General features: G+C 58.7%; 26 protein-coding genes and 1 tRNA gene. 14 read left to right on the top strand and 13 right to left on the bottom strand.

Features of this window, described 5'->3' with window-relative positions; translation table 11 throughout:
* Positions 1–99: 99 nt before the first annotated feature.
* The 4 genes from Q0792_RS17455 (at position 100) to glmM (ending at position 4,111) form a co-directional block, all read left to right on the top strand.
* Positions 100–735, top strand: a complete 636-nt coding sequence (locus tag Q0792_RS17455; RefSeq protein WP_298843764.1) for a cell wall hydrolase — start codon at positions 100–102, stop codon at positions 733–735.
* Between the two features lie 93 nt (positions 736–828).
* Positions 829–1,752, top strand: a complete 924-nt coding sequence (locus Q0792_RS17450) for a dihydroneopterin aldolase (protein WP_298843762.1) — start codon at positions 829–831, stop codon at positions 1,750–1,752.
* Positions 1,753–1,755: 3 nt separating this feature from the next.
* Positions 1,756–2,769 (top strand): dihydropteroate synthase, encoded by a 1,014-nt coding sequence (gene folP, locus Q0792_RS17445; RefSeq protein ID WP_298843760.1) that lies wholly within the window; start codon positions 1,756–1,758, stop codon positions 2,767–2,769.
* Positions 2,762–4,111, top strand: coding sequence for a phosphoglucosamine mutase (glmM, locus tag Q0792_RS17440; protein WP_298843758.1), 1,350 nt, complete (start codon positions 2,762–2,764; stop codon positions 4,109–4,111). The genes folP and glmM overlap by 8 nt, the downstream gene beginning before the upstream one ends.
* Here glmM and Q0792_RS17435 read toward each other — a convergent pair.
* Positions 4,108–5,028, bottom strand: coding sequence for a DMT family transporter (locus Q0792_RS17435; RefSeq protein ID WP_298843754.1), 921 nt, complete (start codon positions 5,026–5,028; stop codon positions 4,108–4,110). The genes glmM and Q0792_RS17435 overlap by 4 nt on opposite strands.
* Before the next feature lie 72 nt (positions 5,029–5,100).
* Between Q0792_RS17435 and Q0792_RS17430 the strand changes: the two genes are divergently transcribed.
* Positions 5,101–5,271, top strand: a complete 171-nt coding sequence (locus Q0792_RS17430) for a hypothetical protein (RefSeq protein WP_298843752.1) — start codon at positions 5,101–5,103, stop codon at positions 5,269–5,271.
* A 38-nt stretch (positions 5,272–5,309) separates the two neighbouring features.
* On the opposite strand, the gene ilvC is transcribed toward Q0792_RS17430, so the two are convergent.
* The gene (gene ilvC / locus Q0792_RS17425) at positions 5,310–6,332 is read right to left on the bottom strand and encodes a ketol-acid reductoisomerase (protein ID WP_298843750.1); all 1,023 of its coding nucleotides are present in this window, start codon (positions 6,330–6,332) and stop codon (positions 5,310–5,312) included.
* A gap of 138 nt (positions 6,333–6,470) precedes the next feature.
* Between ilvC and Q0792_RS17420 the strand changes: the two genes are divergently transcribed.
* From Q0792_RS17420 to Q0792_RS17410, 3 genes are all read left to right on the top strand, one after another.
* The gene (locus Q0792_RS17420; protein WP_298843748.1) at positions 6,471–6,926 is read left to right on the top strand and encodes an Lrp/AsnC family transcriptional regulator; all 456 of its coding nucleotides are present in this window, start codon (positions 6,471–6,473) and stop codon (positions 6,924–6,926) included.
* On the top strand, positions 6,923–7,384 hold the full coding sequence (locus Q0792_RS17415; RefSeq protein ID WP_298843746.1) for an Lrp/AsnC family transcriptional regulator: 462 nt from the start codon (positions 6,923–6,925) through the stop codon (positions 7,382–7,384). Before Q0792_RS17420 ends, Q0792_RS17415 begins: the two co-directional genes overlap by 4 nt.
* 122 nt (positions 7,385–7,506) lie before the next feature.
* Positions 7,507–8,634 (top strand): aminotransferase class V-fold PLP-dependent enzyme, encoded by a 1,128-nt coding sequence (locus tag Q0792_RS17410; protein WP_298843743.1) that lies wholly within the window; start codon positions 7,507–7,509, stop codon positions 8,632–8,634.
* Here the strand turns inward: Q0792_RS17410 and Q0792_RS17405 are convergent.
* The 3 genes from Q0792_RS17405 to Q0792_RS17395 all read right to left on the bottom strand — a co-directional run bounded on the left by Q0792_RS17405 (position 8,627) and on the right by Q0792_RS17395 (position 10,860).
* Complete coding sequence (locus tag Q0792_RS17405; RefSeq protein ID WP_298843741.1) at positions 8,627–9,826, bottom strand: UbiH/UbiF family hydroxylase; 1,200 nt, start codon at positions 9,824–9,826, stop codon at positions 8,627–8,629. The two genes, Q0792_RS17410 and Q0792_RS17405, sit on opposite strands and share 8 nt — an antisense overlap.
* 57 nt (positions 9,827–9,883) lie before the next feature.
* Positions 9,884–10,132, bottom strand: coding sequence for a hypothetical protein (locus Q0792_RS17400; protein WP_298843739.1), 249 nt, complete (start codon positions 10,130–10,132; stop codon positions 9,884–9,886).
* A gap of 83 nt (positions 10,133–10,215) precedes the next feature.
* Positions 10,216–10,860, bottom strand: a complete 645-nt coding sequence (locus tag Q0792_RS17395) for a pyrimidine 5'-nucleotidase (protein ID WP_298843858.1) — start codon at positions 10,858–10,860, stop codon at positions 10,216–10,218.
* A 103-nt stretch (positions 10,861–10,963) separates the two neighbouring features.
* On the opposite strand from Q0792_RS17395, the gene Q0792_RS17390 reads away from it, so the two are divergent.
* Positions 10,964–11,617, top strand: a complete 654-nt coding sequence (locus Q0792_RS17390) for a GntR family transcriptional regulator (protein WP_298843736.1) — start codon at positions 10,964–10,966, stop codon at positions 11,615–11,617.
* Here Q0792_RS17390 and Q0792_RS17385 read toward each other — a convergent pair.
* Both Q0792_RS17385 and carA read right to left on the bottom strand, forming a co-directional pair.
* Positions 11,602–13,668, bottom strand: coding sequence for a glycosyltransferase family 2 protein (locus Q0792_RS17385; protein WP_298843733.1), 2,067 nt, complete (start codon positions 13,666–13,668; stop codon positions 11,602–11,604). The two genes, Q0792_RS17390 and Q0792_RS17385, sit on opposite strands and share 16 nt — an antisense overlap.
* A gap of 94 nt (positions 13,669–13,762) precedes the next feature.
* Positions 13,763–14,923, bottom strand: a complete 1,161-nt coding sequence (carA, locus tag Q0792_RS17380) for a glutamine-hydrolyzing carbamoyl-phosphate synthase small subunit (RefSeq protein ID WP_298843730.1) — start codon at positions 14,921–14,923, stop codon at positions 13,763–13,765.
* A gap of 208 nt (positions 14,924–15,131) precedes the next feature.
* On the opposite strand from carA, the gene Q0792_RS17375 reads away from it, so the two are divergent.
* Positions 15,132–15,590, top strand: a complete 459-nt coding sequence (locus Q0792_RS17375; protein WP_298843727.1) for a GatB/YqeY domain-containing protein — start codon at positions 15,132–15,134, stop codon at positions 15,588–15,590.
* Between the two features lie 59 nt (positions 15,591–15,649).
* On the top strand, positions 15,650–16,330 hold the full coding sequence (locus Q0792_RS17370; protein ID WP_298843725.1) for a phosphotransferase: 681 nt from the start codon (positions 15,650–15,652) through the stop codon (positions 16,328–16,330).
* A gap of 4 nt (positions 16,331–16,334) precedes the next feature.
* On the opposite strand, the gene Q0792_RS17365 is transcribed toward Q0792_RS17370, so the two are convergent.
* The 4 genes from Q0792_RS17365 to ctaD form a co-directional block, all read right to left on the bottom strand.
* Positions 16,335–16,817 (bottom strand): DUF2244 domain-containing protein, encoded by a 483-nt coding sequence (locus Q0792_RS17365; RefSeq protein ID WP_298843723.1) that lies wholly within the window; start codon positions 16,815–16,817, stop codon positions 16,335–16,337.
* Between the two features lie 106 nt (positions 16,818–16,923).
* Positions 16,924–17,490 carry a peptidoglycan-binding domain-containing protein gene (locus Q0792_RS17360; protein ID WP_298843720.1) on the bottom strand — a complete coding sequence of 189 codons (567 nt, stop codon included), beginning with the start codon at positions 17,488–17,490 and terminating at the stop codon, positions 16,924–16,926.
* On the bottom strand, positions 17,490–18,953 hold the full coding sequence (locus tag Q0792_RS17355; protein WP_298843718.1) for a hypothetical protein: 1,464 nt from the start codon (positions 18,951–18,953) through the stop codon (positions 17,490–17,492). Before Q0792_RS17355 ends, Q0792_RS17360 begins: the two co-directional genes overlap by 1 nt.
* Positions 18,954–19,204: 251 nt before the next feature.
* Complete coding sequence (gene ctaD / locus Q0792_RS17350) at positions 19,205–20,875, bottom strand: cytochrome c oxidase subunit I (protein WP_298843715.1); 1,671 nt, start codon at positions 20,873–20,875, stop codon at positions 19,205–19,207.
* A gap of 277 nt (positions 20,876–21,152) precedes the next feature.
* Between ctaD and Q0792_RS17345 the strand changes: the two genes are divergently transcribed.
* Both Q0792_RS17345 and Q0792_RS17340 read left to right on the top strand, forming a co-directional pair.
* On the top strand, positions 21,153–22,280 hold the full coding sequence (locus Q0792_RS17345) for a PAS domain-containing sensor histidine kinase (protein WP_298843712.1): 1,128 nt from the start codon (positions 21,153–21,155) through the stop codon (positions 22,278–22,280).
* A 14-nt stretch (positions 22,281–22,294) separates the two neighbouring features.
* Entirely contained in the window at positions 22,295–22,717 is a 423-nt protein-coding gene (locus tag Q0792_RS17340) for a response regulator (RefSeq protein ID WP_298843709.1), read from the top strand.
* Here the strand turns inward: Q0792_RS17340 and lipB are convergent.
* A complete protein-coding gene (gene lipB / locus Q0792_RS17335; RefSeq protein WP_298843706.1) occupies positions 22,709–23,431 on the bottom strand; it encodes a lipoyl(octanoyl) transferase LipB in 723 nt (240 codons plus the stop codon). The genes Q0792_RS17340 and lipB overlap by 9 nt on opposite strands.
* Positions 23,432–23,551: 120 nt before the next feature.
* Between lipB and Q0792_RS17330 the strand changes: the two genes are divergently transcribed.
* A tRNA-Leu gene (locus Q0792_RS17330) sits at positions 23,552–23,637 on the top strand.
* 553 nt (positions 23,638–24,190) lie between these two features.
* Here the strand turns inward: Q0792_RS17330 and Q0792_RS17325 are convergent.
* Positions 24,191–24,715 carry an ATP-binding protein gene (locus tag Q0792_RS17325; protein ID WP_298843705.1) on the bottom strand — a complete coding sequence of 175 codons (525 nt, stop codon included), beginning with the start codon at positions 24,713–24,715 and terminating at the stop codon, positions 24,191–24,193.
* Between the last annotated feature and the right edge of the window lie 422 nt (positions 24,716–25,137).

Here is a 25,137-nt window from a genome sequence, read left to right as displayed (position 1 = left end):
AGAACCGGCATTCGTTAACCACAAATCCGGCCGTAAACTTTACGTCAACCTTTAATCCGGTTAGAGCACCGCGCAGAGTTAAAGGTGGGGGACGCAGTCATGCGTGCAATCTGCAAGACAGCTTTTACGTTTTTTTTGGGCATTAACATTGGTTTTTTTGCGGCAAACCCCGGGATTTCCAGCCCGGGACGCGGCGGCAGTTCTGAAACAGCATCTCTGCAGGAGGTGACAGAGACGCGCATGCGCGACACGCGCCTCGAGACGGCGCGGCCGGTCAATGTGGAGTTTTCACGCAGCTGGGTGGATTCTCAGCCCGAAGCCGTGGGCGGCGATGAGCTTCAGTGTCTCGCCGAAGCTCTGTATTTCGAAGCGCGTGGTGAAACAGTGAAGGGCCAGTTTGCCGTGGCAGAGGTAATTCTGAACCGGGTCAGGTCCGAACGCTTTCCCTCCTCGGCCTGTGGTGTCATCCATCAGGGCACAGGCAAAAAGTATCAGTGCCAGTTCACGTACACATGTGACGGCCACAAGGAAGTGATCCGTGAACCGCGCGCGTATGAACGCGTGTCCAAGGTTGCGCGTATCGCCCTGGACGGCCTTGCGCCCAAGCTGACCAAAGGCGCGACGCATTACCACACAACAGCGGTGAACCCGCGCTGGTCGCGCGTTTACACGAAAACGGCGGCGATCGGAGATCACATTTTCTATCGGCACACCTGGCAGACAGCGAGCAACTGACGTTTTCCCGCCATAGCGCGCCGGTGCCGGGCCTGATAAAGCGGCTCTATGGTCTATGACGGGCCGGGGCGTGTTTGAGGGAAAGGCCGCACGATGAGTTCTGAGATCCGACTGGCGTTTGCACATCCGGCGGAACGCGCCGAAGCGACCGCAACAGATGGCCCGTTCGACCGTATTTCTCTGCGCGACCACATTGTCGACGTAGAGATTGGTGCATTCCAGGCGGAGCGGGGCGTCACCCAGCGGATCTGCTTCAACGTTGTGGTCGAGGTCCGCCCGCTTACCGGTCCGATTGACGATGATGTTGATCGCATTCTGAGCTACGACAAAGTGACCGAGGCGATTGCGGGCGAGTTGGCCGATGAGCGTCTGAACCTGCTCGAAACACTCGCCGAACGAGTTGCCGAGCGTATTCTGCTCGAGCCGCAGGCGGAACGCGCCTTTGTGCGCATTGAAAAGCTGGATCGCGGACCGGGCGCGCTGGGTGTAGAGATTGTCCGTGCGAAAGGGCAGGTGGATGGCGATCGCAGCGCTGCCACCGAAACACTTGACCCGGAGCTTGTGTACCTCGGTAACGCGGCTGTTGCATCGCCACTGCTGACAGGCTGGATCGACCGGCTCACGGCTCAGGGCCGGCCGCTGATTTTCTGCGTTGGCGCTCCGGATGCGCCGGCGCCGCAGACCGGACACCGCATGGCGCAGCGGCGTATAGACCTGCTCGCCATTGAACAGAATGCATGGGTTCTGGCGTCGCGCGATGACCGGTGCGTTGTGGTTTCTACCCGCACCGAACTGGACTGGGCTATGCGCAATGGTCAGACCTGCGTGTGGGCGCCGTCCAAGATTGTCCTCGATGCCGTTGACGGCCCTTCTGCGCAACCCCGTGATGCTGTTGCTCTTGCGGCATGGTTCGCATCGACTTTCAACGCGCGCGAGATGCTTGTAATCGGTGCCGGATTACCGGACCAGGCGTCGGTGCCGCTGCGCCATATGTCGGCAGAACGGGTGGACATCTGAGCGGTGGCAGCCGTTTTCCGCCCCATCCCCCAGACCGACCCGGCACGGCCGGCCGATGCTCTGACGGTTGCCGCAGGGTGGTCCTGGTTTACCCACGTCGAAGCCCTGGAGCGCGGTCGGCAGCCTGAAATCCTGCCCGCGACCGAAGTGCCGGCTGATATCCTGGAGACACTGACCAGAGACCGGCCGGATATTGCAGGGATGTCGTTTGACCGCCCCCGCATCATGGGCATTCTCAATATCACCCCCGACAGTTTTTCTGACGGCGGCCAGAATTTCCCGCCCGAAGCGGCCATCCACACGGCACAGACTATGGCGGCTGCAGACATTCTGGATATCGGCGGCGAATCCACCCGACCGGGCGCTGTGACCATTCCGGAACAAGAAGAGACTGACCGTACGCTACCGGTGATCCACGGCCTCCGCGAGGCTGGTATTTCCCAACCGATTTCAATTGATACCCGCAAGGCCGCCGTAGCCGCGGCAGCCCTTGGTGCCGGTGCTGATCTCGTTAATGACGTTTCGGGATTCACGTTTGACAGGGCGCTTGCACCTTTGTGTGCGGAGCGGGAAGCACCGGTCTGCGTCATGCATGCACAGGGCGATCCGGCTACAATGCAGCAGAGCCCCCAATACGAAGATGTCGTGCTGGATGTTTTTGATTTCCTGCAGCGGCAGATTGCGCACCTGAGTGCCGCGGGCATCCCACGACACAGGATCATCGCAGACCCCGGAATTGGCTTTGGGAAATCAGAGGATCACAACCTTGCCCTGCTGGCGCGGTTGTCTGTGTTTCACGGTCTGGGTGTCCCACTGCTGCTTGGCGCATCGCGCAAACGGTTCATAGGCCGGATCGGCCAGGCTTCCGAACCGTCGGACCGGATGCCCGGATCGATCGCAGTGGCGCTCGCGGCATTGAAACATGGGACACAAATTGTGCGTGTTCACGACGTCCCGCAAACCGCTCAGGCCATTGCACTCTGGCGGGCAACCGTGGCAGGACATGCTCATGGATAAGCTTTTTGGTACCGACGGCGTGCGCGGCACTGCCAACACGCATCCCATGACCGCCGAGATGGCACTGCGCATCGGCGCGTCCGTGGGGCGCTACTTCAGCCGCGATTCTTCTTCTGTTCACCGTGTGGTGATCGGCAAGGATACGCGCTTGTCCGGGTATATGTTCGAGAACGCGCTGACGGCCGGCCTGACATCAACCGGTATGAATGTTCTGCTGCTCGGTCCGGTGCCCACACCGGCTGTCGGGTTGCTCACGCGGTCCATGCGCGCCGATCTCGGAGTTATGATCTCGGCCAGCCATAATCCGGCGCAGGACAATGGGATCAAGTTTTTCGGGCCTGACGGGTTCAAGCTGTCCGACCAGGTTGAGGCGGAAATAGAAGCACTGATTGCCGAAGGGGTAAGTGCGGCGCCGGCTGATGGGATCGGACGGGCCAAACGGATTGATGACGGAAGATTCCGTTATATCGAGCGGGTCAAAACCTCATTTCCGCGTCAGATGCGGCTGGATGGCCTCAAGGTTGTGGTTGATTGCGCCAATGGTGCGGCGTATCGGGTTGCCCCGGAAGCGCTCTGGGAACTGGGCGCAACGGTCATTCCTGTGGGTGTTGCTCCCAACGGGAAAAATATCAATGAAGGCTGCGGGTCCACCAGCCCTCAGATGGCAGCTGAAACCGTGATTGCACATGGTGCCGACGTCGGTATTTGTCTTGATGGGGATGCGGACCGCGTCATTCTGCTCGACGAACAGGGCAGGGTGGGAGACGGCGATCAGTTCATGGCGCTTATGGCGTCTCGCTGGGCGGGTGAGGGCCGGCTCGCGAACGGCGCGCTGGTAGCGACCGTGATGTCGAACCTGGGACTGGAAAAATTTCTGGAAAACAAGGGACTGCGCCTGGAGCGCACGGGGGTCGGCGACCGCTATGTGGTAGAGCGCATGCGGCAGGGCGGTTTCAACCTGGGCGGCGAGCAATCCGGCCATATCGTCATGACAGACTATGCCACGACGGGCGACGGGCTGATGGCCGGGCTGCAGTTTCTGGCCGAAATGGTGTCCTCGGGCAAACCGGCGAGCGAGCTGCTGCACAGTTTTGATCCGGTTCCTCAGTTACTGAAGAATGTACGGTTTGCCACGGGTCAGACCCCGCTCGAAGATGAAAGTGTGCGCGACGCAATCCGCGCTTCGGAGGAAGATCTGGTTGGTCAGGGTCGTTTGCTGATCCGCAAATCAGGAACAGAGCCTTTGATCCGCGTGATGGCGGAGCACGAAAACCCGACTGTTATGGAAGCGGCGGTTGATCGTGTTGTTGAAGCCGTGGCTGATGCGGTGAGCACGCCCTAGGCCTTGCCAAAAAGCCTGCGAAACGCGCCATACTGGCTCAGTCCGAGCCCGCTCAGGATCAGGATCATTGCAAGTAACAGCGATGGTGGCAACGGTTCCGCAAGCAGGAGTGCGCCCAGCACAACCGACCACACAGGCACCTGGTAGTTGGTCAGTGACATGAAAACCGGACCGGCAGTGCGTACAACCAGCACACGGAGCAGGTTGGCCGCCGCCGTTGGGATCAACCCCAGCATTGCGATCACAAAGAGCGTTTTCTGATCGGGCAGCGGCGGCAACCCCTCGTTCACCAGAGCCACCGGCACCGTGATGGCGGCACCGACAAGCAGCAGAACGGTCGACAGCCCGATTGTGTCAACGGGTGGCAGGCGCCGCATGAGGATGCCGGAAACCGCGTAACAGCTTGCCGCTCCGATGCATGCAGCGCGCCCGAAGGGCTCCAGCGTGGCGCCGGTGGTCTCAAACGCCTGACCGCCGATCAGAACGCAGACACCCAGAAAGCCAATGAGAAACCCGACAGCTTTGCGCGGCGTGATCCTTTCCCCAGGTACGAGGAAATGAGCGAGCGGCAGCACGATAAGCGCCACTGATGCCATGGAAACCCCGGCAAATCCGGATGTAACAAACTGTTGTCCCCAGGCCAGCAGCATAAATGGAATGGCAGAACTCAGCGCGCCGATAGCAAGGGTGCCGGTCCAGACAGAACGCACAGGGGGCGTGTCAAACAGCCGGAAGCCGCGTGCGCCCCAGACTGCTGTCATCAGAGTGGCGGCAAAAACAATGCGCCCGGCGGCGAGCCAGAAAGGTGTCATACCTTCGAGGGCAATTTCGGTGACCAGAAAGGTACCACCCCAGGTAAAGCCGAGGATTGCAACCATGAGCCAGCTGCGCGCTGTGATCTGCGGGGTCCCGGTCAAAGGACATGCTTCCCGCGGGAACTTCCGGGCACCGCAGAGTGTTGTCCCAGTATACACAGAGGAGACTGACCCATGGACTTTACATATCTGATTGTCATTCTGGCGCTCGTCACAATGCTGGCAGTGATCGTCTTTGCTCTGGTGAGCAAGGCAAAGGTCGAAAACCGGCTGGCTGATGAGGACAGCCCGAAATCCACACTGGCCGCTGACAAGGCCTCAGACGGCAAACCGGTTGACGTCTGAGGTAATCGGCCCGGCGTCATGGCCGGGCCGTCAAGGCATCAGTTCTTGGCTTTGTCGACCATTTTACCTGCCGAAATCCAGGGCATCATACCGCGGAGTTTTTCGCCGGTTTCTTCGATCTGGTGCTCGTCGTTGATGCGACGCGTGCCTTTGAAGAACGGCTGGCCGACGGCGTTTTCCTGCATGAAGTCACGCACGAACTTGCCGGTCTGGATGTCGGTCAGGATCGCTTTCATCCGTGCCTTTGTCTCGTCATAGGGCAGGACGCGCGGACCGGAGACGTATTCGCCGTATTCCGCGGTGTTCGAGATCGAGTAGTTCATATTTGCGATGCCGCCTTCGTAGATCAGGTCCACGATCAGCTTCACCTCGTGAAGACATTCAAAATAGGCCATTTCGGGCGCATAACCCGCTTCGACCAGCGTCTCGAAACCCATGCGGATCAGTTCAACCAGACCGCCGCAGAGAACCGCCTGCTCACCGAAGAGGTCGGTTTCACATTCTTCGCGGAAGTTCGTTTCAATGATGCCGGAACGACCACCACCGATTGCCGAGCAATAGGAAAGGCCGATTTCCAGCGCTCGGCCGGAGCTGTCTTTGTCAACGGCAACGAGGCATGGCACGCCGCCGCCTTTCGTGTATTCACCACGTACGGTATGGCCCGGACCTTTCGGTGCCATCATTACGACGTCGATGCCCTCTTTGGGCTCGATGAGGCCAAAGTGCACGTTCAGACCATGTGCGAATGCAATCGCAGCGCCTTCGCGGATGTTGTCGTGAACGTATTTCTTGTATGTTTCGGCCTGCAGTTCATCGGGCATTGTGAACATGATCAGGTCCGCCCAGGCTGCGGCCTCGGCGATGCCCATAACGGTCAGGCCTTCGCCTTCGGCTTTTGCGGCAGAGGGTGAGCCTTCGCGCAGTGCCACCGCGAGGTTCTTTGCACCGCTGTCGCGCAGGTTCAGCGCATGGGCATGTCCCTGCGAGCCGTACCCCAGAATGGCGACTTTCATGTCTTTGATCAGGTTCACATCGCAATCGCGATCGTAATAAACGCGCATTTTGGCGCTCCTTTTTTCCCTATTTGAATTCTGAGGCGAACTTAAAGCGTGTTTGCCCGGATCGCACCGTTGAATTCGCAGAAAAAACAGCGCAATAAGGAATAATCATTCACTAGATTTGGAATTTTTGACAAAATCATGCTCGATGACCTTGATCGGCGCATTCTGCGCCACTGGCAATCTGATCCTGCACTGAACCCTGCGGAGCTTTGCGAGCGCTGCGGTATCTCGGCAGGTAAGACAGCGCGGCGCATCGCGCGTATGCAGGACGATGGGGTGGTGACCGGCGTCGGGATGGTTATCGACTGGTCCGCGCTGGGCTACAGCGTAGAGGTGTCGCTGCGAATTACCCTGGACAAAACTATCGCGCGGGCGTTTGACGATTTTATTGCCGCGGCGCGCGACGTGCCGGAAGTCACAGAAATTCAGACCTTCCTCGGCCGGGTGGATGTGCGACTGAACATCATCGCCCGTAACATGGCGCATTATCAGGACATTTACCGCAGCCAGGTTCTCACACTGCCTCATATCGCCGATATCGAGGCGCTGATGCTGGTGGCACGGATCAAAGCAGAAGAGGCATTGCCGCTGTGACTGACCTTGATGAAACTGACCGTGCGCTCATCCGTGCCCTGTCCCGCGACGCAACACAGAGTGCGGGTGCGCTGGGCCGCCGTTTTGGCCTGTCGCAGCCGGCAGCATGGAGACGGATCCGAAAGCTGGAGCAGGCCGGTGTCCTGCGGGGCAGGCAGCTGCGTCTGAACGCTGAAAGTCTGGGGTTCGGAGTCACAGTTTTTCTTGGTGTCAAACTTGCCACAAAGGGGCGCGTCAGCCTCGACGATTTCGAACGTGCGGTGACGGCGATCCCCGAGGTGCAGCGGGTCGAACATGTTCTGGGGCTCTATGATTATCGCCTGCGTGTTGTCGCGCGCGACCTGTCTGATTTTGAGCGCGTTCTGCGGCGACGGATTATGACCTTGCCCGGCGTTGGAGATGTAGAGGCCAATGTCCTTCTGAGTGAGGAGCGCCGACCAGGACCGCTTGGCCTGTAACGGAAACGGATGTGCCCGATCGGGTTCATCTGTGTGCCGCAGGTTGTCCAGTATACAAAAGTAGACTTTGCCAACCGGCCGGTGAAGGGATACCCCTTGGCCATCAAGAGGGAGATCTCAGAATGGCAGCGCTGCTCGATACAATTGATCCTGAAGGTCTGGAGGAATTTTCGGTCGTCTTTACAGATCGGTCGCTCAATTCCATGAGCGCTGCTTTCCAGCAGGTCATGAACGACATCTCCCGCATGCTAAAAGAGGTTTATGCGGCCGACGCCGTTGCCATTATCCCCGGAGGCGGTACCTACGGGATGGAGGCCGTCGCGCGACAGTTCGCCCGTGGTGCCGAGGTGCTGGTCGTGCGCAATGGCTGGTTCTCCTATCGCTGGAGCCAGATTTTCGAGACCGGCGGCCTGACCGCGAACACAACCGTGCTCAAGGCGCGTCAGACCGGCAATACCAGCCCGTCACCGTTTTCGCCGGCCCCGATCGAAGAAGTAACCGCCGCGATCGCGGCGCAGAAACCTGATGTTGTTTTTGCCCCGCATGTGGAAACCAGTGCCGGTGTGATCCTGCCAGATGACTATATTGCCGCGATGGCACAGGCCGCGCACGACGCGGGTGCACTGATGGTACTGGATTGTATCGCTTCTGGTTGCGCCTGGGTGAATATGCGCAGGCTGGGTGTGGATGTGCTGATATCGGCTCCGCAAAAAGGCTGGTCTGCGTCGCCCTGCGCGGGCCTGGTCATGATGTCTGATCGCGCGGTGCAGAGGTTGGGTGAAACTCAGTCCGACAGCTTTGCAATTGATCTGGGCAAGTGGCACAGCATCATGCAGGCCTATGAAAACGGCGGGCACGCGTATCATGCAACCATGCCAACGGACGCGTTGCGCGCGTTTCGCGACACGATGGTGGAAACCGAAGAATACGGTTTTGAACGCCTGAAAGAAGCGCAGTGGAAACTTGGCGATGCAGTGCGCGGAATGCTGGCGGCGAAAGGTATCGTGTCTGTTGCAGCGGAGGGATACGGCGCGCCCGGCGTGGTGGTCAGCTATACCTCTGACCCGGATATCCAGAACGGCAGCAAATTCGCCGCGCAAGGTATGCAGATTGCTGCCGGGGTTCCTTTGCAATGTGACGAGCCGGCTGATTTCCGCACGTTCCGCCTGGGTCTCTTCGGGCTGGACAAACTCTATGACGTCGACGGCACGCTGGCACGGCTGAGCCGCGTGCTGGATCAGGTCATCTGACGCCAAGGCCCATCTGCATCAGTGTTTTGCGCACCGGTGCAATCGCATAAAGCGCCTGCAGGCCCGCGGCACGCGCATCCCGCAGCACCGGTGTGTGCACCTGGCTTGCACGGTTCAGCAGGTCTATTCCTGTAACGCGCAGGGAAATGTCCGGGAAACGCGCTTTGTGGTATGCGTCGAGCATGGTCTGATCGCCCAGCGTTTCCGGGCGTGCACTGGCAAGTTCCAGAAGCGTCGCCGTGTCTGCCAGGCTCATATTCAGACCCTGAGCACCAATTGGCGGCACGACATGCGCGGCTTCGGCGATCAGCGCAATGCGTTCGGCGCTCAGCCGGTCAGCTTTCTGGCTGATGATGGGCCAGATTGTTCTGTGCGAGGCAAGTGTCAGCGGCCCGAAAAGGTGGCAGCTGCGTGCGCTCATGGCAGCTTCGAACGTTTCAGTGTCCATTCCGAACCGCTCCTGCGCAAGCGGTCCGTCGTCCATCCACACAACTGCCGAAGAGGGTCGTCCCTCGAAGTCGGGCAGTGGAACAAGTGTAAAGGGCCCGCCCGTCCGGTGGATTTCGGTCGAGACGTTCTCGTGCGGGATCGGGTGTGTGACGGCGAAAGCCAGAGCTTTCTGGCCATAGCGGCTGGTGCTGACACCAATCCCGGCAGCCTCACGCACCGGAGAATGCCGCCCGTCTGCTGCAATGACCAGACGTGCACGCAGACGGCTGCCATCGCTGAGGGTGACGCGCGCTTCCTGTGCGCGGGTGAAAACAGATTGTGTCGCTGTTCCGGGGCGGAAGTCTATGTTCCCCAGGGTATTGAGACGTTCAGACAGCTCGCGCCGTAAAAGCCAGTTGGGGAAGTTCCAGCCAAAAGGCTGTTCAGAGATATCTGCCGCCCGAAAGTCGCGTGTCATCCGCGCCTCCGGCTCTTCTCCGCCGGCGTCGACGATGCGCATGATGTCGAGCGGTGCGGCGTGGGGCGCCAGGGCATCCCATAACCCGGCAGCTTCGAGGACCCGGCGCGCCGGTTGCAGCATCGCTGTGGATCGCATGTCCGCGCCTGTATCGTCCCGGCTTGTAATCGGCGGAGCGGGATCGACGCAGACGACACTGAAACCGGCGGTGCCAAAGGCGGCAGCCGCGGTCATTCCGGCGATCCCGCCGCCCGAAATCAGGATGTCACAGGTGTTGTCTGTCATTTCGCCTCTGTGTGTAGCGGGTACCGTAGTTCCCGCAGAACGCCTTGGCCAGACGGGTCAGCCCCAGGTGATCATCAGCAGAAGGATAAAGATCACCGGCACCAGCGCCAGAGCCGGCAGGTAAAGACCCGGCAGCCCGAAAATCAGCGCCGAGGACATCCAGCTGCTGAAAAACAATATCAGCGCAAACCATATGTTGCTTTCGTCGCCAAAAGTGACATCGCGGGCAACCCAGCCGATGACGGGAATTGCGAAAAGCAGGCGTTGCCAGAGCGGCAGGGCAGGCAGATGTGAGGCAAGAGCCATGTCGAAAGCACTCCAGTTGAATATGATCCATAAATGGGGTGCAGATGACTTCGGAACAGGTGCGCTATTGTCGCACGGGCCTGTCAGCTCAGCGCGGTCAGGAAACTGTTCAGATCGTCCGTATGAAAATGGATATGTTCGCCGGGCGCGCGTTCTGCGGCCACATGCACCGTACGCATGCCCATCGCATGGGGGGCTTTAAGATTGCGTGAATCATCCTCGAACATTGCTGCCTTTCCGGGCTCGAGACCGTCTTTGCCAAAGACTGTTTCAAAGGCCTTTACCTCGGGTTTTGGCAGGTAGGCTGCGTGCTCAACACCGTAAACGGCATCAAAAACACCTGCAAGGCCGCGCGCCTCCAGCACCCGTTCGGCATAAGGCGCGCAGCCATTCGTATAAACGATCCTGCGCCCTGGCAGATCTCTGATAAGACGGGCCAGATCCGGGTCCGGCTGCAGGCTGTCCATCGGGATGTCGTGAACGTCTTCCAGATAAGGGTCCGGGTCCACGTCGTGTTCCCGCATCAGCCCGGCAAGCGTCGTGCCGTGTATCGCCCAGTAATGCCTGCGGAGCCGGTCGGCCTCGGCCTGGTCAACGGACAGTGTATCCATGACCCACCGCGTCATCCGCACCTCGATCAGGTCAAAAAGACGCGCAGACGGTGGGTAAAGGGTGTGGTCCAGATCGAAAACCCAGGTACGGACATGTGAAAAAGCATTCTTTGGCATGGAACTGAGATACATCGGTCAGCGGTTTGTGCAAGACCCCGCAGGGTTGCCTGTCGGGCCCGCAGATCGTTAAGGTGGGTAAACACTTTGGAAAGAGATACTTATGGCATTGCAGAAACCCCCTCAGACCGATGCCTATTCCATGATACTCGAGGCGATTGATCTGGGCGTTTACCGCCCCGGTGACAGACTGGTCGAGAGCGAACTGGCCGAGCGTTTCGGCGTATCCCGTACGCCGGTGCGCGAGGCACTGCAGCGGCTGGAGACGCAGTCGTTACTGGCACGTGACGGCCGCAGCCTGATCGTGGCGTCACTGGATCATAACCAGATGGCCGAACTTTATGTCGTTCGCCGTGAACTGGAGGGACTCGCTGCGCGGCTGGCAGCACAGCACGCCACCGGCGAGGAAGTGCGTATTCTCAGAGAGATGGTCGAAGAGGACAACGCTCTGACCGAGAACCCTGCGGCGCTGTCGCGCGCAAACAGGCGGTTTCACAAACAGATCCATCTGGCCTCCCACAACCGCTATCTCGTGCAGCAGCTCGATCTGGTACACCGCACGATGGCTCTGATGGCGACGACGTCGCTGGCCGCACAGGGGCGCGGCGCCATAGCTCAGTCTGAACACGACAAGATCGTCCGGGCGATAGAGGCCCGGAATGCCGATGCGGCCGATGAGGCATTGCGCGAGCATATCTCGGTTGCTTTCATGACCCGTCTCAAGCAGGACGCCGCACAGCGTCAGGACGAAAGCTGACCCCGGGCGTCAGGCGCTGCGGGGCATGTCGTGACACCATGCTGGGTCTTGTCCCAGTAAAATGGCGCCCGGATCAATTCCCACAGGGCTTTATAGGCGGCAAGCGTGCCGAGCGCGAAATAAACACCCATGGTTGGCACGAAGGGGATCAGATGCCTGCGTGGTTTGTCTGCCGTTGCGATCACCCCTGCAGCGAGCGTCAGGACCGCAGAGAGAATGAAAAGTGCGATCATGGCCGTGACGGTTGTCTGACCCAGTATGCCTGAAATGGGGTGTCCCAGTCCCGCGAGAATGAACCAGAAAGACCAGAGCACCGGGGCCAGGGCAAACTGCGTTACAGTGGCAAAAAAGAGGGTTTGTACGCCGAAAAAACGTGCAGGGCCCAGATCACGCCAGAGCTGGCGTACATCGCGCATATGCACACAGTAAGTGATCAGGAAGCCCTTCAGCCAGCGTGACCGTTGCCGGATCCAGGGCCAGGCGCGGCTGGTCGCTTCTTCATGTGTTACTGTGGGCAGCAGTTCTGTCATATAGCCGTGGCGTGCCAGGCGCAGACCAAGATCAGCGTCTTCGGTGACATTATGCGCGTCCCAGCCGCCAAGGTCTTCCAGCGCGCGTCTGCGGAAAAACAGTGTCGTGCCGCCGAGGGGTACAACAAGACCCATACGGGCAATGCCCGGCAGGAACACCCGCCACCAGCTTGCGTATTCGATAGAAAAGCAGCGTGTCAGCCAGTTTGTGCGGGAATTGTAGTAGTCGAGAACCCCCTGGATACAGGCGGTTTCCGGTGGTGCCTGTTGAAAGCGGGTGACCACTTTTTCGATCTGGTCGGCCTCGGGCCAGTCTTCTGCATCCCAGACGCCGATGATGGAGCCACGGCAGAAATCCAGCGCGTAGTTCAGTGCGCGGGGCTTTGTTGTCAGGTTTCCCGCTTCGGGTACCTCTATTACCCGCATCCATTCGGGCAGGGTGGTCCGGGCGATCGTCTCACGCGTCAGAGTGTCACTGGCCTCGAGCACCAGAACCACTTCGAGCAAGGACTTGGGGTAGGTCAGGCGTGACAGGCGGCTGATCAGCTGGCTGGCAATCTCGCGCTCCCGCAGCAAAGGCACCAGAACGGATACACGTGGCATGCGGAAGTGTTTTTCACCCGCGTTGACAAAGGGCAGTGCGCCAATGCCAAGCTTCCGCGTTTCCCCAGCGATACGCAGGGCAGCACCCGCACGCGGGCCTGAAAGCAACGTCAGTTCAGGACCGGTTTGCGGGGTGTGTGCTGCAGGCTTCAGGCGGTTCAGGACATCTGACGGCCTGACCGCTGCCAGCTTCGCGGGCAAAGCCGCTGGCGTCACATGTGCGATCAGGGCGGCGAGTTTCAGAACTGTCGTCATCAGGAGGGTGACTGTTGCAATCAGGGTCAGGACAGTGATCAGATACGCCGGTATAAAGACAGCCATCGCAGTGCAGACACCGAGGATCGCCGCAGACCAGCGCAACCGTGCCCTGCGCGAGTCTTCCCAGCCGCGGCAGCTTTCGCGTGCGGGAACGCGCTGCGCCGCCTCCGCTGCAAGTTCTGATCCGTAAAGCCGGCTGATCTGCGACTGAATGCGGGCCTCTTCGGCGATAACCGGAACCAGATTCTTCCCACGGGGGCCAAGTGCCTGTCTGAGCTGCGAAAACGCGTCCGGACTGCTGGTCGCAATGCAGATCTCGTTTCCGTCCTCGCGCCACGGCACAACGCCATAGCGCAGACACAGAGCAGCGGGCAGATGCCGTGCCATCTGAAGCGCGGGTGGTTCATACAGCGGGTCAGCCGCCTGATCTGTACAGGCCTGAACTGCCAGTGCACCCAGCACATCCCGTTTGGAAACCAGACCTTCGGCCACCATAATATCGCCAAGGGGCGCATCGATGCGTTCCTGCAAAGCCAGGGCATGCCGGAGATCGTCCTGTGCAATTTTGCCATCGTCCAGCAGCAGCGCGCCAATGGGCGTACGCGACGCACCTGTCAGTGCGCGCTTTGGCTTTGCCAGACGCAGGTCAAAGTCGTTCATCAGCCAGCCCTGTTCAGGGAAATACCGGCAGAGACTGTCAGATCATAGTTAATGATCTGTTAAGGTTGGATTATTCTACCTGAGCGAGTGTTGATCAGGCGGCGCGCTCGGCCATGGCGCGGGCAAAACGCTCGAACAGATAATAGCTGTCCTGCGGTCCCGGGCTGGCTTCCGGGTGATGCTGAACTGACCAGACCGGGCGGCCATCCACGCGGATACCACAGTTTGATCCGTCAAAAAGCGAGGTATGGGTTTCGACTACGCCATCGGGCAGGGTTTGCGCATCCACGGCGAACCCGTGGTTCATGGAGGTGATTTCCACCTTGCCGGTGTCGTGATCTTTGACCGGATGGTTCGCGCCATGATGGCCGTGGTTCATTTTGATGGTCTGGGCGCCCAGAGCCAGCGCCAGCATCTGATGGCCGAGGCAGATACCAAAGACCGGCAGATCGGTATCATCCAGCACCTGACGGATCATTGGTACGGCATAGGTTCCGGTTGCTGCCGGGTCACCTGGTCCGTTGGACAGAAACACGCCGTCCGGATTGTGTGCCATAACCTCGTCAAAGCTGGCAGTTGCGGGCAGGACGGTTACGTCACATCCCGCGCTTGCGAGACAGCGCAGAATGTTGCGCTTGGCCCCGTAATCCAGCGCCACAACGCGGTGTCTTGGATCTTCCTGCGGGCTGTACCCGTCGGGCCATGCCCACCGCATCTCATTCCAGCGGTATGACTGGGCGCATGTAACCTCCCTGGCGAGGTCAAGGCCTTCGAGCCCCGAGAAATCCCGGGCGGCTGCGACGAGCGCCTCGACGTCAAAGTTTCCATCCGGATTATGCGCCAGTGCAACATGCGGCGCGCCGGACTGCCGGATCGCCCGGGTCAGACGGCGCGTGTCCACACCGCCCAGGGCAATCCGTCCGCGCGCAGCGAGCCATTTGTCGAGATCCTGTACCGACCGCCAGCTGGAGGGATCGGTCGGCATCCATTTTACGACCATACCTGCCGCCACCGGATCGCCCGTTTCGTCGTCCTCGGGATTGACGCCGACATTGCCGATATGCGGGAAGGTAAAGGTCACGATCTGCCCCGCATAGGACGGGTCGGTCATGATTTCCTGATAGCCCGTCATCGCGGTATTGAAGCAGAGTTCTGCCACGGTCTGGCCGGTCGCGCCAAAACCCATTCCGTAAAACAGCGTCCCGTCGGCAAGTGCCAGACAAGCGGTAGGGCGGTCGGGCGCAGCGGAAAGCATGGGCGGTCCTTTCGGCAAAAGGCTGGGGCAAAATCTGGCGGAAACTAGTCCCGGCGCACGGCACGGTCAAGGGCGTTTAGGGCAACGGGACGTGCAATCTGACGTCGCGGCGTTTCGTGCGCCGGTGGTTGCAGCGGCAGGTGCCTTTGGATAAGGTCCGGCGCCTGAGCATAGCCACGTTCTGTGGCCTCACCGGAAGGACAGATCAATGGACCTGCGCACCAGGATTTCCGCCGCTCTCAAGCAGGCGATGAAAGACAAGGCGGCGGATCGCCTGTCAACGTTGCGGCTGATCAACGCCGCGATCAAAGACAAGGACATTGCGGCGCGTGCCGAAGGCAATGACGACGGCGTGGGAAACGAAGAAGTACTTGCCATTCTTGGTAAGATGGCCAAGCAGCGAACGGAAAGTGCGCGTGCATACGAGGAGGGCGGCAGGCTCGACCTCGCGGAGCGCGAGCGCGGCGAGATGACCGTGATCGAGGAGTTTCTCCCGCGGCAGCTGTCCGAAGAAGAAGCCGCAGCCGCTGTCGACGCAGCTGTGGCCGAACTCGGTGCAGACAGCATCCGGGACATGGGCAAGGTAATGGGTGTTCTCAAAGGCCGCTACACTGGTCAGATGGATTTTGGCAAAATAGGCCCGATGCTCAAGGATCGCCTCAGCTGACCCCTGCCCGGGACGCTGGCACCGGCCCTGATCCGGGGCTCTGGGGTTTTGATGTGCAGGTGGAGCCACTTCCCGGCGGCGCCCGGAATGCCGTCTGGCGCAGTCTGCCGGGAACACATCCTTCCGTTGTATTCAAGACAACACGCAGGTGTGCCGGCGGCCTCGCGTGGCTGGGGCCGGTTCAGGCGCAGGCACGTATTGCTGGATTTGAGGTTCCGGAGCTGATCAGAAGCACAAACGGGCACCTCTCGGAAAGAGGCTGGACGTGCGAACCATTCATCGAGGGCGAACTTGCTGCACCCGAAGAAATGGTGCGACTTGCCCCTCTGATGGCCCGCTTTCATCTTCTGACGCAGGGCCTTTCGCAGCGTCCCGGTTTTGCTTCTGCGGAAGCGCTGATTGATGCGTACACGGGCGGTGACGTCGATCTGCTTGCCATGCCACCGGGGCTGGTGAGGGCCTGTCGGGCGGCGTGGCGCGCAACAGCGGGTGGTGAGGCAGGTATCATCCATGGCGATCTGAACCCGCGTAATGTCATTCGTACGCCGCGCGGAACTTATGCGCTGCTGGACTGGGACGAGGCACGTTACGACTGGCTGTTATTTGACAGGACGCCCGTGGAAGGAGTGGGGCCGAGCGGCAAAACGGCTCTCGCCATCGCGGCGTGGGAGGTCGCATGCTGCTGGCAGATCGAACCGCAAAGGGCGCGTGCTCTGGCAGCGCGTTATTTTCAAGAGTGAAGCGTCAGCGCGTCCAGGCGCGCTGCAACTCCTCGTAAAGTGAGATCCGCTCTTCTTCGCTCAGAAATGATCCGATCTCGACTTCGCGCCCCATGCCGCTGAGCGTGACATACTGTGGAACGGGCCCGTCCTTTTCGTACTTTGTGATCGTGGTCCAGTACCGGTTGCAGTCCCAGGCGTGAACCTCGCCGCCGGGTTCTGTTCTGATCAGTTGTGCGTCTTTCTCGCCGAGTGTCAGAACTTCTTTTATCTGGCGCGCCCGGTGATTGCGCTGCAGAGCAAAATAGATACCCCATACGGCAGCAAGCAGGAAAGGCAGCAGACCCCACAGGATAGGGGACCCCAGCAGCGGCAGCGTGGGGATACAGATCAGTGTAAACGTTGACAGCACAAAGGCGGCCATACCTCGGGCAGGCAGAGAGTTGTGCGGCCACAGATGCAGTGTCTGGGGCGTCTGGCCTGGTTCAGATGTCCATTGATACGGCATCACCGGAAGTCCGTCTGTTTGATGACCCTAATATGACAATGCCCGCCCGTGAGCTCAATGCGGCAGCATCTCGCAGCCGCGGGTCCGGGTTCTCCGGCAAAACCGCTCAGGGGCTGAACAGACGCTGCAGGGTTGCCTGGTCCGGCAGACCGCTCTCGGTGACGCCGGCATCACGCTGGAACGCCCTGAGACCTGCAACCGGATCGTCGTTGTCCGCCGGGGAAAACCCACGCTCAACCAGCTTCTGGCGAATACGTTCGAGTGTCTCAGGATGAACCATAATGACCTGCTGCCCGTTCGACACCGTCACCGGTGTCCCACCTTCTGCCAGCGCGTCTGGTTCCAGGAACGCTGTCAGCTGGTCAAGGGCGTTCAGCAAACGGTCTTCGGGGCGCGAATCGCAGTAAGCGCGCAGCTGGGCGACGACATATTCTATTGATTGCCAGGGCGTGAGATCAAACACACCAGGCGTGAGTTTTGCGTGTGCGGCAAGCCAGCCTTCTGAGAATGCAGCGATCGCAAAGAGCGTCTCGCTTCCAGGTTCGGCCGCCGAAACAGCTCTGCATTCCAGGGATGCAGGATAGCCTGCTGCATACCTTCCGCTGCTGTCAGCTGCCGAAAGAGGTGAGGCCAGCGCGGCGGCGAGCGCCGCGCCGGTTACTGTTCTGCGCATCAGGCCCGCTTGCGGCGCATCAGGCCAAGACCCGCGATACCGCTCAGCAGCATCAGAGCCGGCAGCGGCAGCGGTACGGCCGACATGTCAGGACCTGCGTCCGGGTCGAAAAATTCGACTGTTGGTGTCTGCGTCAGAAACACACTGCCAGAGACGCCGGCGCCCGGAATGATGCCTGTAAGGAAGGCCAGCGGGTCTGTCGGATCAACGAGAAGTTCGGGATTGATGCCCCGCAGTTCCACACTGGTAACACCGGAGATCACCGGCTGGCCATCTGCGGGCACAACGTCAGCGAAAACCAGACGCTCGCCGGTGTTGATGTCGACAGAATACTCGACACCGTCAGCGGTAAAGACAACAGTATAGCCGTCGGGATCCATAACATCGCCGAATTCCGGCGCTTCGATGCCGGCTATTTCATAGCGGTTTCCGTCACCGTCTTCGATTGTGTAGACATACCCCGTCGCGACATCCGGGTCGATCCAGATCGGTTCAAGCAGCCCATCGCTTTCCGGCAGAGTGACAGCAAAAGTGTACGTTGGCGTGCCTTCTTCATCCACCACGGTTTCGACCGGCAGGAGAGGTGCATCCTCCAGCCCGGTCGGAACGGTGTTCAGCGACCCTGAAACACCGGAAAGCGTGCCCTGGATCTGGTATTTCCCCAGCTGGGTCACATTCCCTTCTGCATCCGGTGCGCTGACACTGAGTTCCTCATACTCGAATATCCGGGTAAAGGTATCATCGGCCAGAGCTGTAAACAGGGCGTTTCCGTCCTCGCCCAGGTCGTCAAACCAGTTTTGCTGCCCCTCATTGAGGTTGGCAAAAAAGAAACCGATACTGATCTCTTCAGCACCTTCTGACCCGGTGTCGCTGGCGCCGAATGCAATGACATCACCTGTCTGGTCATCTGTCAGGCTTATGCCGTCGCCGGCCCCCATTGCGGTGTAGTTGAAAAGTCCTTCGACGATCTCAATCGGCTCGCCTCCATCGTCGCGCAGCACTGCGTCGATCGGTGTGAAGAACAGTTGTGTCTCAGTCGGGTCGTCCCCGTCACCTGTGCCGATGACCGCGCTTGTGTCAAAGGCATCAAGGTCGAGGTTCACAGTGAAAGTGACCGAAGCAAACGGGTTGAGGTCCTGGGGCAGAACCCATGCATTGTCGCCTCCGTCTTCCTCAGATTCAAAAGTGGCTCCACCGTTGAGATTGTCATTCTGGAAGATTTCCTGGAGTTCTGCGTCGACGGCAGCCTGCAGCGCGGCGAGGTCTTCCGGAGACACATCGTCGTTATAGATCGCGCCGTCTCCCGGGAACAGAAACCCGGACGCATCATCATCACTGAAGTTATCGTCTGGCAGAAAACGGAACTGGAGGTTGTCGTAGGTCAGCTGCAACTGGATTGTTTCGGCAGCTGCGCTCGTTGCGGTCAACGCAGTTGCGCACAGCAGCAATGGTAGTTTTTTCATGAAATCGTATCCCTGGTATTTATGTCAAAATCTTATTTTTGACTTCTGCAGGTATCAAGGAAAAGTCGGCCAGGGGGCACAAAAAATACTTGTGGTTGAGAGGGTTATGTACAATTTATTTTGGCCTGCAATATTGTGCCCTGAATGGAAACAGTGATCAGGTTTCACCGGTGCAGGCCTGTCATCTGGCAACAAGAAAAAAGGCCCCGGCAAAACAACCGGGGCCTTTGTTTTCTGCAGACAGGACCGCGTCAGTGCGCGTGTTTGTTGTCCCAGTCTTCCTGTTTCGGCAGGATCTCGAATGTGTGCTCCGGCGGTGGGCTGGGCAGGGTCCACTCAAGTGTGTCTGCGTATTCATTCCACGGGTTGCTCTCTTTCGCTTCCTTACCCTTGCGGATGGCATAGAACATGATGCCAAAGAAGAAGAGGAAAGATGCAAAGCTCAGAAACGCACCGAGGCTTGACCACCAGTTCCAGTATGCAAAGGCATCCGGGTAGTCGATATAGCGGCGTGGCATACCCTGACGGCCCAGGAAGTGTTGTGGGAAGAAGGTCAGGTTTGCACCGATGAAGAACGTCCAGAAGTGCAGCTTGCCGGCCCACTCAGGATACATACGTCCTGTCATCTTGGGGAAGTAGAAGTAAATACCCGCAAAGATCGCAAAGACGGCACCGAGGCTCATCACGTAGTGGAAGTGTGCCACCACATAGTACGTGTCGTGGTAATAGCGGTCCACGGCAGCCTGGCTGAGCACGATACCTGTCACACCACCGACGGTGAAGAGGAACAGGAAGCCAAAAGCCCAGAGCATAGGTGTTTTGAATTCTACGGAACCGCCCCACATAGTGGCAATCCAGCTGAAGATCTTGACGCCCGTTGGCACCGCAATGACCATAGTCGCCAGCATAAAGTAGGCCTGCTGATTGAGGCTCATGCCGACGGTGTACATGTGGTGCGCCCAGACAACGAAGCCCAGAGCGCCGATTGCGATCAGTGCCCAGACCATCGGCAGGTAGCCGAATACCGGTTTGCGCGAGAAGGTCGCGATAACGTGGCTGATGATGCCAAACCCGGGCAGGATCACAATGTACACCTCGGGGTGTCCGAAGAACCACAGAATATGCTGGTACAGGATCGGATCACCGCCACCGGCGGGGTCAAAGAACGTGAAGCCAAAGTTGCGGTCCATCAGAAGCATGGTGATCGCACCCGCCAGCACCGGCAGGGACAGCAGGATCAGCCAGCTTGTCACAAAAATCGACCACGAGAACAGCGGCACCTTGAACAGGGTCATACCCGGTGCACGCATGTTCAGGAACGTGGTGATCATGTTGATCGCGCCCAGGATCGAGGATGCACCGGACACGTGCACGGCGAAAATTGCGAGGTCCATGGAGAACCCGCCTTCATTGGTCGACAATGGCGGATAAAGCACCCAGCCCACACCTGATCCGGCCTGGTCATTGCCACCCGGTGCCAGCACCGAGCAAACCGCGAGGGACGTACCGGCGACATAGAGCCAGAACGAAAGGTTGTTCATCCTCGGAAACGCCATATCCGGCGCGCCGATCTGCAAAGGCATGAAATAGTTGCCAAATCCGCCGAAAAGCGCCGGGATCACGACAAAGAACATCATGAGGATGCCATGGCCGGTAATCAGCACGTTCCAGAGGTGACCGTTGGGTGTACAGGCCGCATCGCTGGCCATCAGCCGTGCGCCTTCAAGACACATGTACTGTACGCCGGGCTCCATCAGCTCAAGGCGCATGTAAACGGTGAAGGCCACCGAAATGAAACCGGCGAAGGCCGAGACGATCAGATAGAGAATACCGATGTCTTTGTGGTTTGTGGACATGAACCAGCGCGTAAAGAAGCTGCGCTCGTCATGGTGATCATGGCCGTGGATGGCTGCGTCTGCCATGCTCTTGCCTCCTGATAGTGAGTTATACCGGCACAGCGGTTCCCGGGCTGCGCGGAGATTCCCGTCGTTTCTAGAGGGAGTTGGCGACAGGGGCAATGATCGTATTGACGCAGCCGGGAAATTTATCAGCTGCTGAACACACTGCGCGGGCCCAGGTGGAAATCTGCTCAAATGTTTATGAAGCTGCGGGTTCGTTCACGGCCTGTTAACACCCGACCGTCATGATCGCATCGTAAACAGTTTCCGCGCGCCCCCGCGGTCCAGGAAAGCAGCACTCATGGCCACCGCCTCAGTTTCTGATCAGATCAGCCCCGTTTCGCCGGTCAGCGCAGACAGCCCGGATTTCCTGCGCAGAATGGCGACACTGGTGCCGGGCATCATATACATTTTCAACCATCAGACGATGAGCAATGAGTATTCGAACCGTTCGATTGCTGAATTGCTGGGCTACAGCCAGCAGGAAGCGATTGATATGGGAGATGCGCTGATGAGCACTCTTATGCATCCCGAGGAGTTGCCACGGATTGCCAATTATCTGGAGTTACTGTCGCAGAGCGAAGACGGTATTCAACATGTGATCGAATACCGCGCGCTCAACAAATCCGGGGAACTGGTCTGGCTGCGCAGTATTGATGCCGTGTTCGACCGGGACGTTGACGGATCCCTTCTGCGTCACATCGGCATCGCGATGGATATTACTGCGCAGAAGAAGGCAGCAGAGCGTTTGCGGAGTACAAACCGTGAGCTTGAACAGCTGACCTACGTCGCCACTCACGATCTGAAGGGGCCGGTCACGAATATGGCCACGCTTCTGGAAAGCATTGCACATCGGTGTGATGATCTGCCGGCGACATATTCCGAAACGCTGGATCTGATGCGCGAGGTCTGTGATCAGGCAACACAGAAGCTCCATATGCTGGTGCGCGTATCCGAGGCCAGTACCGGCCAGTTTCCGGCGCCACGGCCCGTAGATGTTTCGCATGCCTGCGCCACAGCCATAGAAAAACTGGAGCCGGTGATCCGGAATACGGGTGGCAAAATAAAGACGGATCTCAAAGTGGCCGAGGTCAGCTGTGTCCCCGACGCCTTATCTGAAATACTTGAGGATCTTGTGCGCAATGCTCTGATTTACTGTCCGGAGGGGCGCCGGCCTGAAATTCTGATCAGATCATTTGACAGGGACGGCGCGTCGTATGTTGAAGTGCATGACAACGGTGATGGGCTGGACCCTGAGCGGGATACGGAACGGGTATTCAGCCTTTTTCAGAGAGCGCATGCACACCCGCCGGGTGACGGCGTGTCTCTCTACGTCGCCAGACGTCTGATGGAACGCCTGGGAGGATCAGTTGAGTTATCCGGTTCCGCATCTGGTGGCGCTGTGTTCTCACTGGTCTTTCCTCACTGAAAAAGGTGTCGGATGTGCAGGAAAACAGAGTAGCAAAAATACTTCTCGTGGATGACGACCGCGTCACAAATCTGCTGAATGAAAGGCTCATCAGCAAGGCTGAGGTAGCTGATCGCATCGAGGTCGAGACGGATGGCGCCGCCGCGCTGGAGCACCTGCAGCGCGCGCACCGGTCTGAAATCGCCCCCCCGGATCTTATATTCCTCGACATTAATATGCCGCGGATGAGTGGGTTTGAGTTTCTTGAGGCTTACCGCGAATTACCGGAAATGCAGCGAAACCGCCACATGATCGTGATGCTGTCGACATCCGAGCTGCAGCGGGACTTTGCCAGGGCAGAAGCAGACCCAAACGTTTACAGGTTTGTGCCAAAGCCGCTCCAGAAAGAGCAGCTTGAGGCGCTGGTGTCCGAATGCAGGGCGCGCCGGTCAGAGTGAAGAAGAGATGCCGGGCCTATTTCGGCCTGTTCCTGTCAGTTCAGGCACCAGACCATCTACAGTGCGGTCACCGAAAGTGGTTTCAAACGTGTCACGCAATGAAACGTCCAGGTCATTCATCGTGACAGGAAGCCCCAGATCCGTAAGGCTTGTCACGCCATGCTCCTCAATGCCGCAGGGCACGATGCCGCTGAAATGCGAAAGATCCGTATCGACGTTGACCGAAAGTCCGTGGAAGCTGACCCATTTGCGCAGGCGGATACCGATTGCTGCAATTTTGTCCTCGACCAGCTGCCCCTGCCGGTCTTTCGGTTTATCAGGCCGCTCAACCCAGACGCCCACGCGACCGTCGCGGATATGTCCTGTGACGTTGAAGGTGTCGAGCGTTGCAATAACCCAGCGCTCAAGATCCTGAACGAATTTGCGCACGTCCCGCCCGCGCTCCCCCACGTCGAGCAACGTGTAAGCAACCCTTTGGCCGGGGCCATGGTACGTGTACTGACCGCCGCGCCTTGTATCAAAAACCGGAAAACGGTCGGGTTCCCGGAGATCGGTCTCGCGGGCTGATGTCCCGGCAGTATACAGTGCGGGATGTTCAACCAGCCAGATGCACTCCCGCGCGCGCCCGGCAGCGATTTCCGCGGCCCGGATTTCCATCCATGCCTCCGCTTCCCTGAAACCGGTCAGCCCGTCCGTTATCATCCATTCCACCATCCCGCAGGTTTAGACCGCGGTGTCGCCCGCTGCAATCACCGGAGCGACATGGCTGAAATTTCCGCAGAATGTCTCTTCACAACCGACCGGAGCCGCTGTAAAGACCTCTCACCATTCAGTGCGGATGTGGCGGAATGGTAGACGCGCAGCGTTGAGGTCGCTGTGGGGTAACACCCGTGGAAGTTCGAGTCTTCTCATCCGCACCACTTTGATACCTGAGCATGTCAGACTTCTCAGCGCACCCGGTAGAAAACCGGGGCCTGCGGTTGAATTTCGCGGCGTATCGTCAGCGGTTGTGTACCTCAACCAGACATCTCTGATGCAGATTGCTCATACAGTAATTGCATCGGCCAACCCTGCAACCTTGCCTGGAGGTTCGAAAACACTTTCTGCAATTGATTCTGGCGGTAACCGGCCGCAGAAATTGTCAAACTCCCCGGGACACACCTCATCGCGTCTGGGACTGCACCCGGACGCTGCTTGCCTTCTGTTCCAGACATCCGGGGACTGTTCAGTGCCGCCAGCCGTTTCACACTCAGTCCGCCCCCAGGTTCTCAGTTTCTCGTCGCTGTCAGCCCGTTGGGCGGAGGCGTTTGCAGTTCCACTCTGACAGCGTTTTGGAATTCTTGCCGGCTAATCCATTCACCGACGATGCCGTGAACCTTGTGGCCCCTGGCGGTGGTCACTGGGCGCAACGCAGCCATTCCCGCGTTTAGCGTATTTGATGAATGCAGCATCATCTGCGAAGGTCAGCTCAGTTCATGGCTTTCTGTCAACGCCATGCAAAACGATATCGAATCCTTCCTCTGCAGTTGGCGCGACGAAGTGTCTTGAGACTTGCCAGAACTGCTCCTCGGTTGCCGCAAACGGATGATGCCCCTGCGCATTACGTGCATGAAGGCGTGCGATGCATACTTCGTCGGGGACATCCAACACATGAAGTCTGTTTGCTGCTTTCGTCTTTTGCAGGATGCCGCGCATCCAGTCGCGTGAAGCAATCGTATTCGCCTGACAATCCAGAACGACCGACACCCCTGCATTCAGCAATGAGACAACATGAGGTCCCATGACTTTTCGAAACCTAGACATGCATCGCATGTAGTCTGAAACCGACAAAAGGTCTTCCGGATAGAGACCATCCAGCCATTCGTCTTCGGCCACAAGAACGGTTCCGGCCGAACGATGAAGCCGGGCAGCGAGGGAGGACTTTCCGGAAGCGATTTTGCCACACAGTAAATGCAGCGTTGGTATGGTTGAGGACATTTCAGCATCCAATTTCAGCATGTTGCAAGCCGTTGACGATCAGGCGGGCGTTATCCCCGCACTGATTGCAGATTCTGTAGAGTATTCAGTTCTGATCCCGACGACCAGAATTCCGGGCGAAGTATTTCGTGAAGCAGCGATGGAGTGTGGCATGCCTGGCGTATTAATTCAGAGCTGAGACAGAACAGTATTGATCCGCCATGGTTCTGCCCCGCAGGTCAAAGACAAAAGGCGCCGCACAGCTCATAACTGCTTTCCCGCCATAGTCATTGAGTGGAGTTCATCCTGGCAACAAACCTGTTTCCGGGTGCTGAGCGAAAAGAACTATCCGCTTCGGTAAGCCGACTCGATTGTGGCAGAAAAAGATTAACGCTGCGAGTAGTTGTAAACAAAAAGGTAAGGAGTCGCGCGACTGTTCTGGTATCTGAACCATAATGACACAT

Source organism: uncultured Roseobacter sp. (assembly GCF_947495025.1).
Classification (GTDB): domain Bacteria; phylum Pseudomonadota; class Alphaproteobacteria; order Rhodobacterales; family Rhodobacteraceae; genus Roseobacter.
This window is presented reverse-complemented; position numbering and strand designations above follow the sequence as displayed.

Bases quoted from the DNA above. Each gene is read 5' to 3' on its own strand.
- Q0792_RS17455 (WP_298843764.1), top strand. From the start codon at position 100: ATGCGTGCAATCTGCAAGACAGCTTTTACGTTTTTTTTGGGCATTAAC.
- Q0792_RS17450 (WP_298843762.1), top strand. From the start codon at position 829: ATGAGTTCTGAGATCCGACTGGCGTTTGCACATCCGGCGGAACGCGCC.
- glmM (WP_298843758.1), top strand. From the start codon at position 2,762: ATGGATAAGCTTTTTGGTACCGACGGCGTGCGCGGCACTGCCAACACG.
- Q0792_RS17430 (WP_298843752.1), top strand. From the start codon at position 5,101: ATGGACTTTACATATCTGATTGTCATTCTGGCGCTCGTCACAATGCTG.
- ilvC (WP_298843750.1), bottom strand. From the start codon at position 6,332: ATGCGCGTTTATTACGATCGCGATTGCGATGTGAACCTGATCAAAGAC.
- Q0792_RS17420 (WP_298843748.1), top strand. From the start codon at position 6,471: ATGCTCGATGACCTTGATCGGCGCATTCTGCGCCACTGGCAATCTGAT.
- Q0792_RS17410 (WP_298843743.1), top strand. From the start codon at position 7,507: ATGGCAGCGCTGCTCGATACAATTGATCCTGAAGGTCTGGAGGAATTT.
- Q0792_RS17405 (WP_298843741.1), bottom strand. From the start codon at position 9,826: ATGACAGACAACACCTGTGACATCCTGATTTCGGGCGGCGGGATCGCC.
- Q0792_RS17400 (WP_298843739.1), bottom strand. From the start codon at position 10,132: ATGGCTCTTGCCTCACATCTGCCTGCCCTGCCGCTCTGGCAACGCCTG.
- Q0792_RS17395 (WP_298843858.1), bottom strand. From the start codon at position 10,860: ATGCCAAAGAATGCTTTTTCACATGTCCGTACCTGGGTTTTCGATCTG.
- Q0792_RS17390 (WP_298843736.1), top strand. From the start codon at position 10,964: ATGGCATTGCAGAAACCCCCTCAGACCGATGCCTATTCCATGATACTC.
- Q0792_RS17385 (WP_298843733.1), bottom strand. From the start codon at position 13,668: ATGAACGACTTTGACCTGCGTCTGGCAAAGCCAAAGCGCGCACTGACA.
- carA (WP_298843730.1), bottom strand. From the start codon at position 14,923: ATGCTTTCCGCTGCGCCCGACCGCCCTACCGCTTGTCTGGCACTTGCC.
- Q0792_RS17375 (WP_298843727.1), top strand. From the start codon at position 15,132: ATGGACCTGCGCACCAGGATTTCCGCCGCTCTCAAGCAGGCGATGAAA.
- Q0792_RS17365 (WP_298843723.1), bottom strand. From the start codon at position 16,817: ATGCCGTATCAATGGACATCTGAACCAGGCCAGACGCCCCAGACACTG.
- Q0792_RS17360 (WP_298843720.1), bottom strand. From the start codon at position 17,490: ATGCGCAGAACAGTAACCGGCGCGGCGCTCGCCGCCGCGCTGGCCTCA.
- Q0792_RS17355 (WP_298843718.1), bottom strand. From the start codon at position 18,953: ATGAAAAAACTACCATTGCTGCTGTGCGCAACTGCGTTGACCGCAACG.
- ctaD (WP_298843715.1), bottom strand. From the start codon at position 20,875: ATGGCAGACGCAGCCATCCACGGCCATGATCACCATGACGAGCGCAGC.
- Q0792_RS17345 (WP_298843712.1), top strand. From the start codon at position 21,153: ATGGCCACCGCCTCAGTTTCTGATCAGATCAGCCCCGTTTCGCCGGTC.
- lipB (WP_298843706.1), bottom strand. From the start codon at position 23,431: ATGGTGGAATGGATGATAACGGACGGGCTGACCGGTTTCAGGGAAGCG.
- Q0792_RS17325 (WP_298843705.1), bottom strand. From the start codon at position 24,715: ATGCTGAAATTGGATGCTGAAATGTCCTCAACCATACCAACGCTGCAT.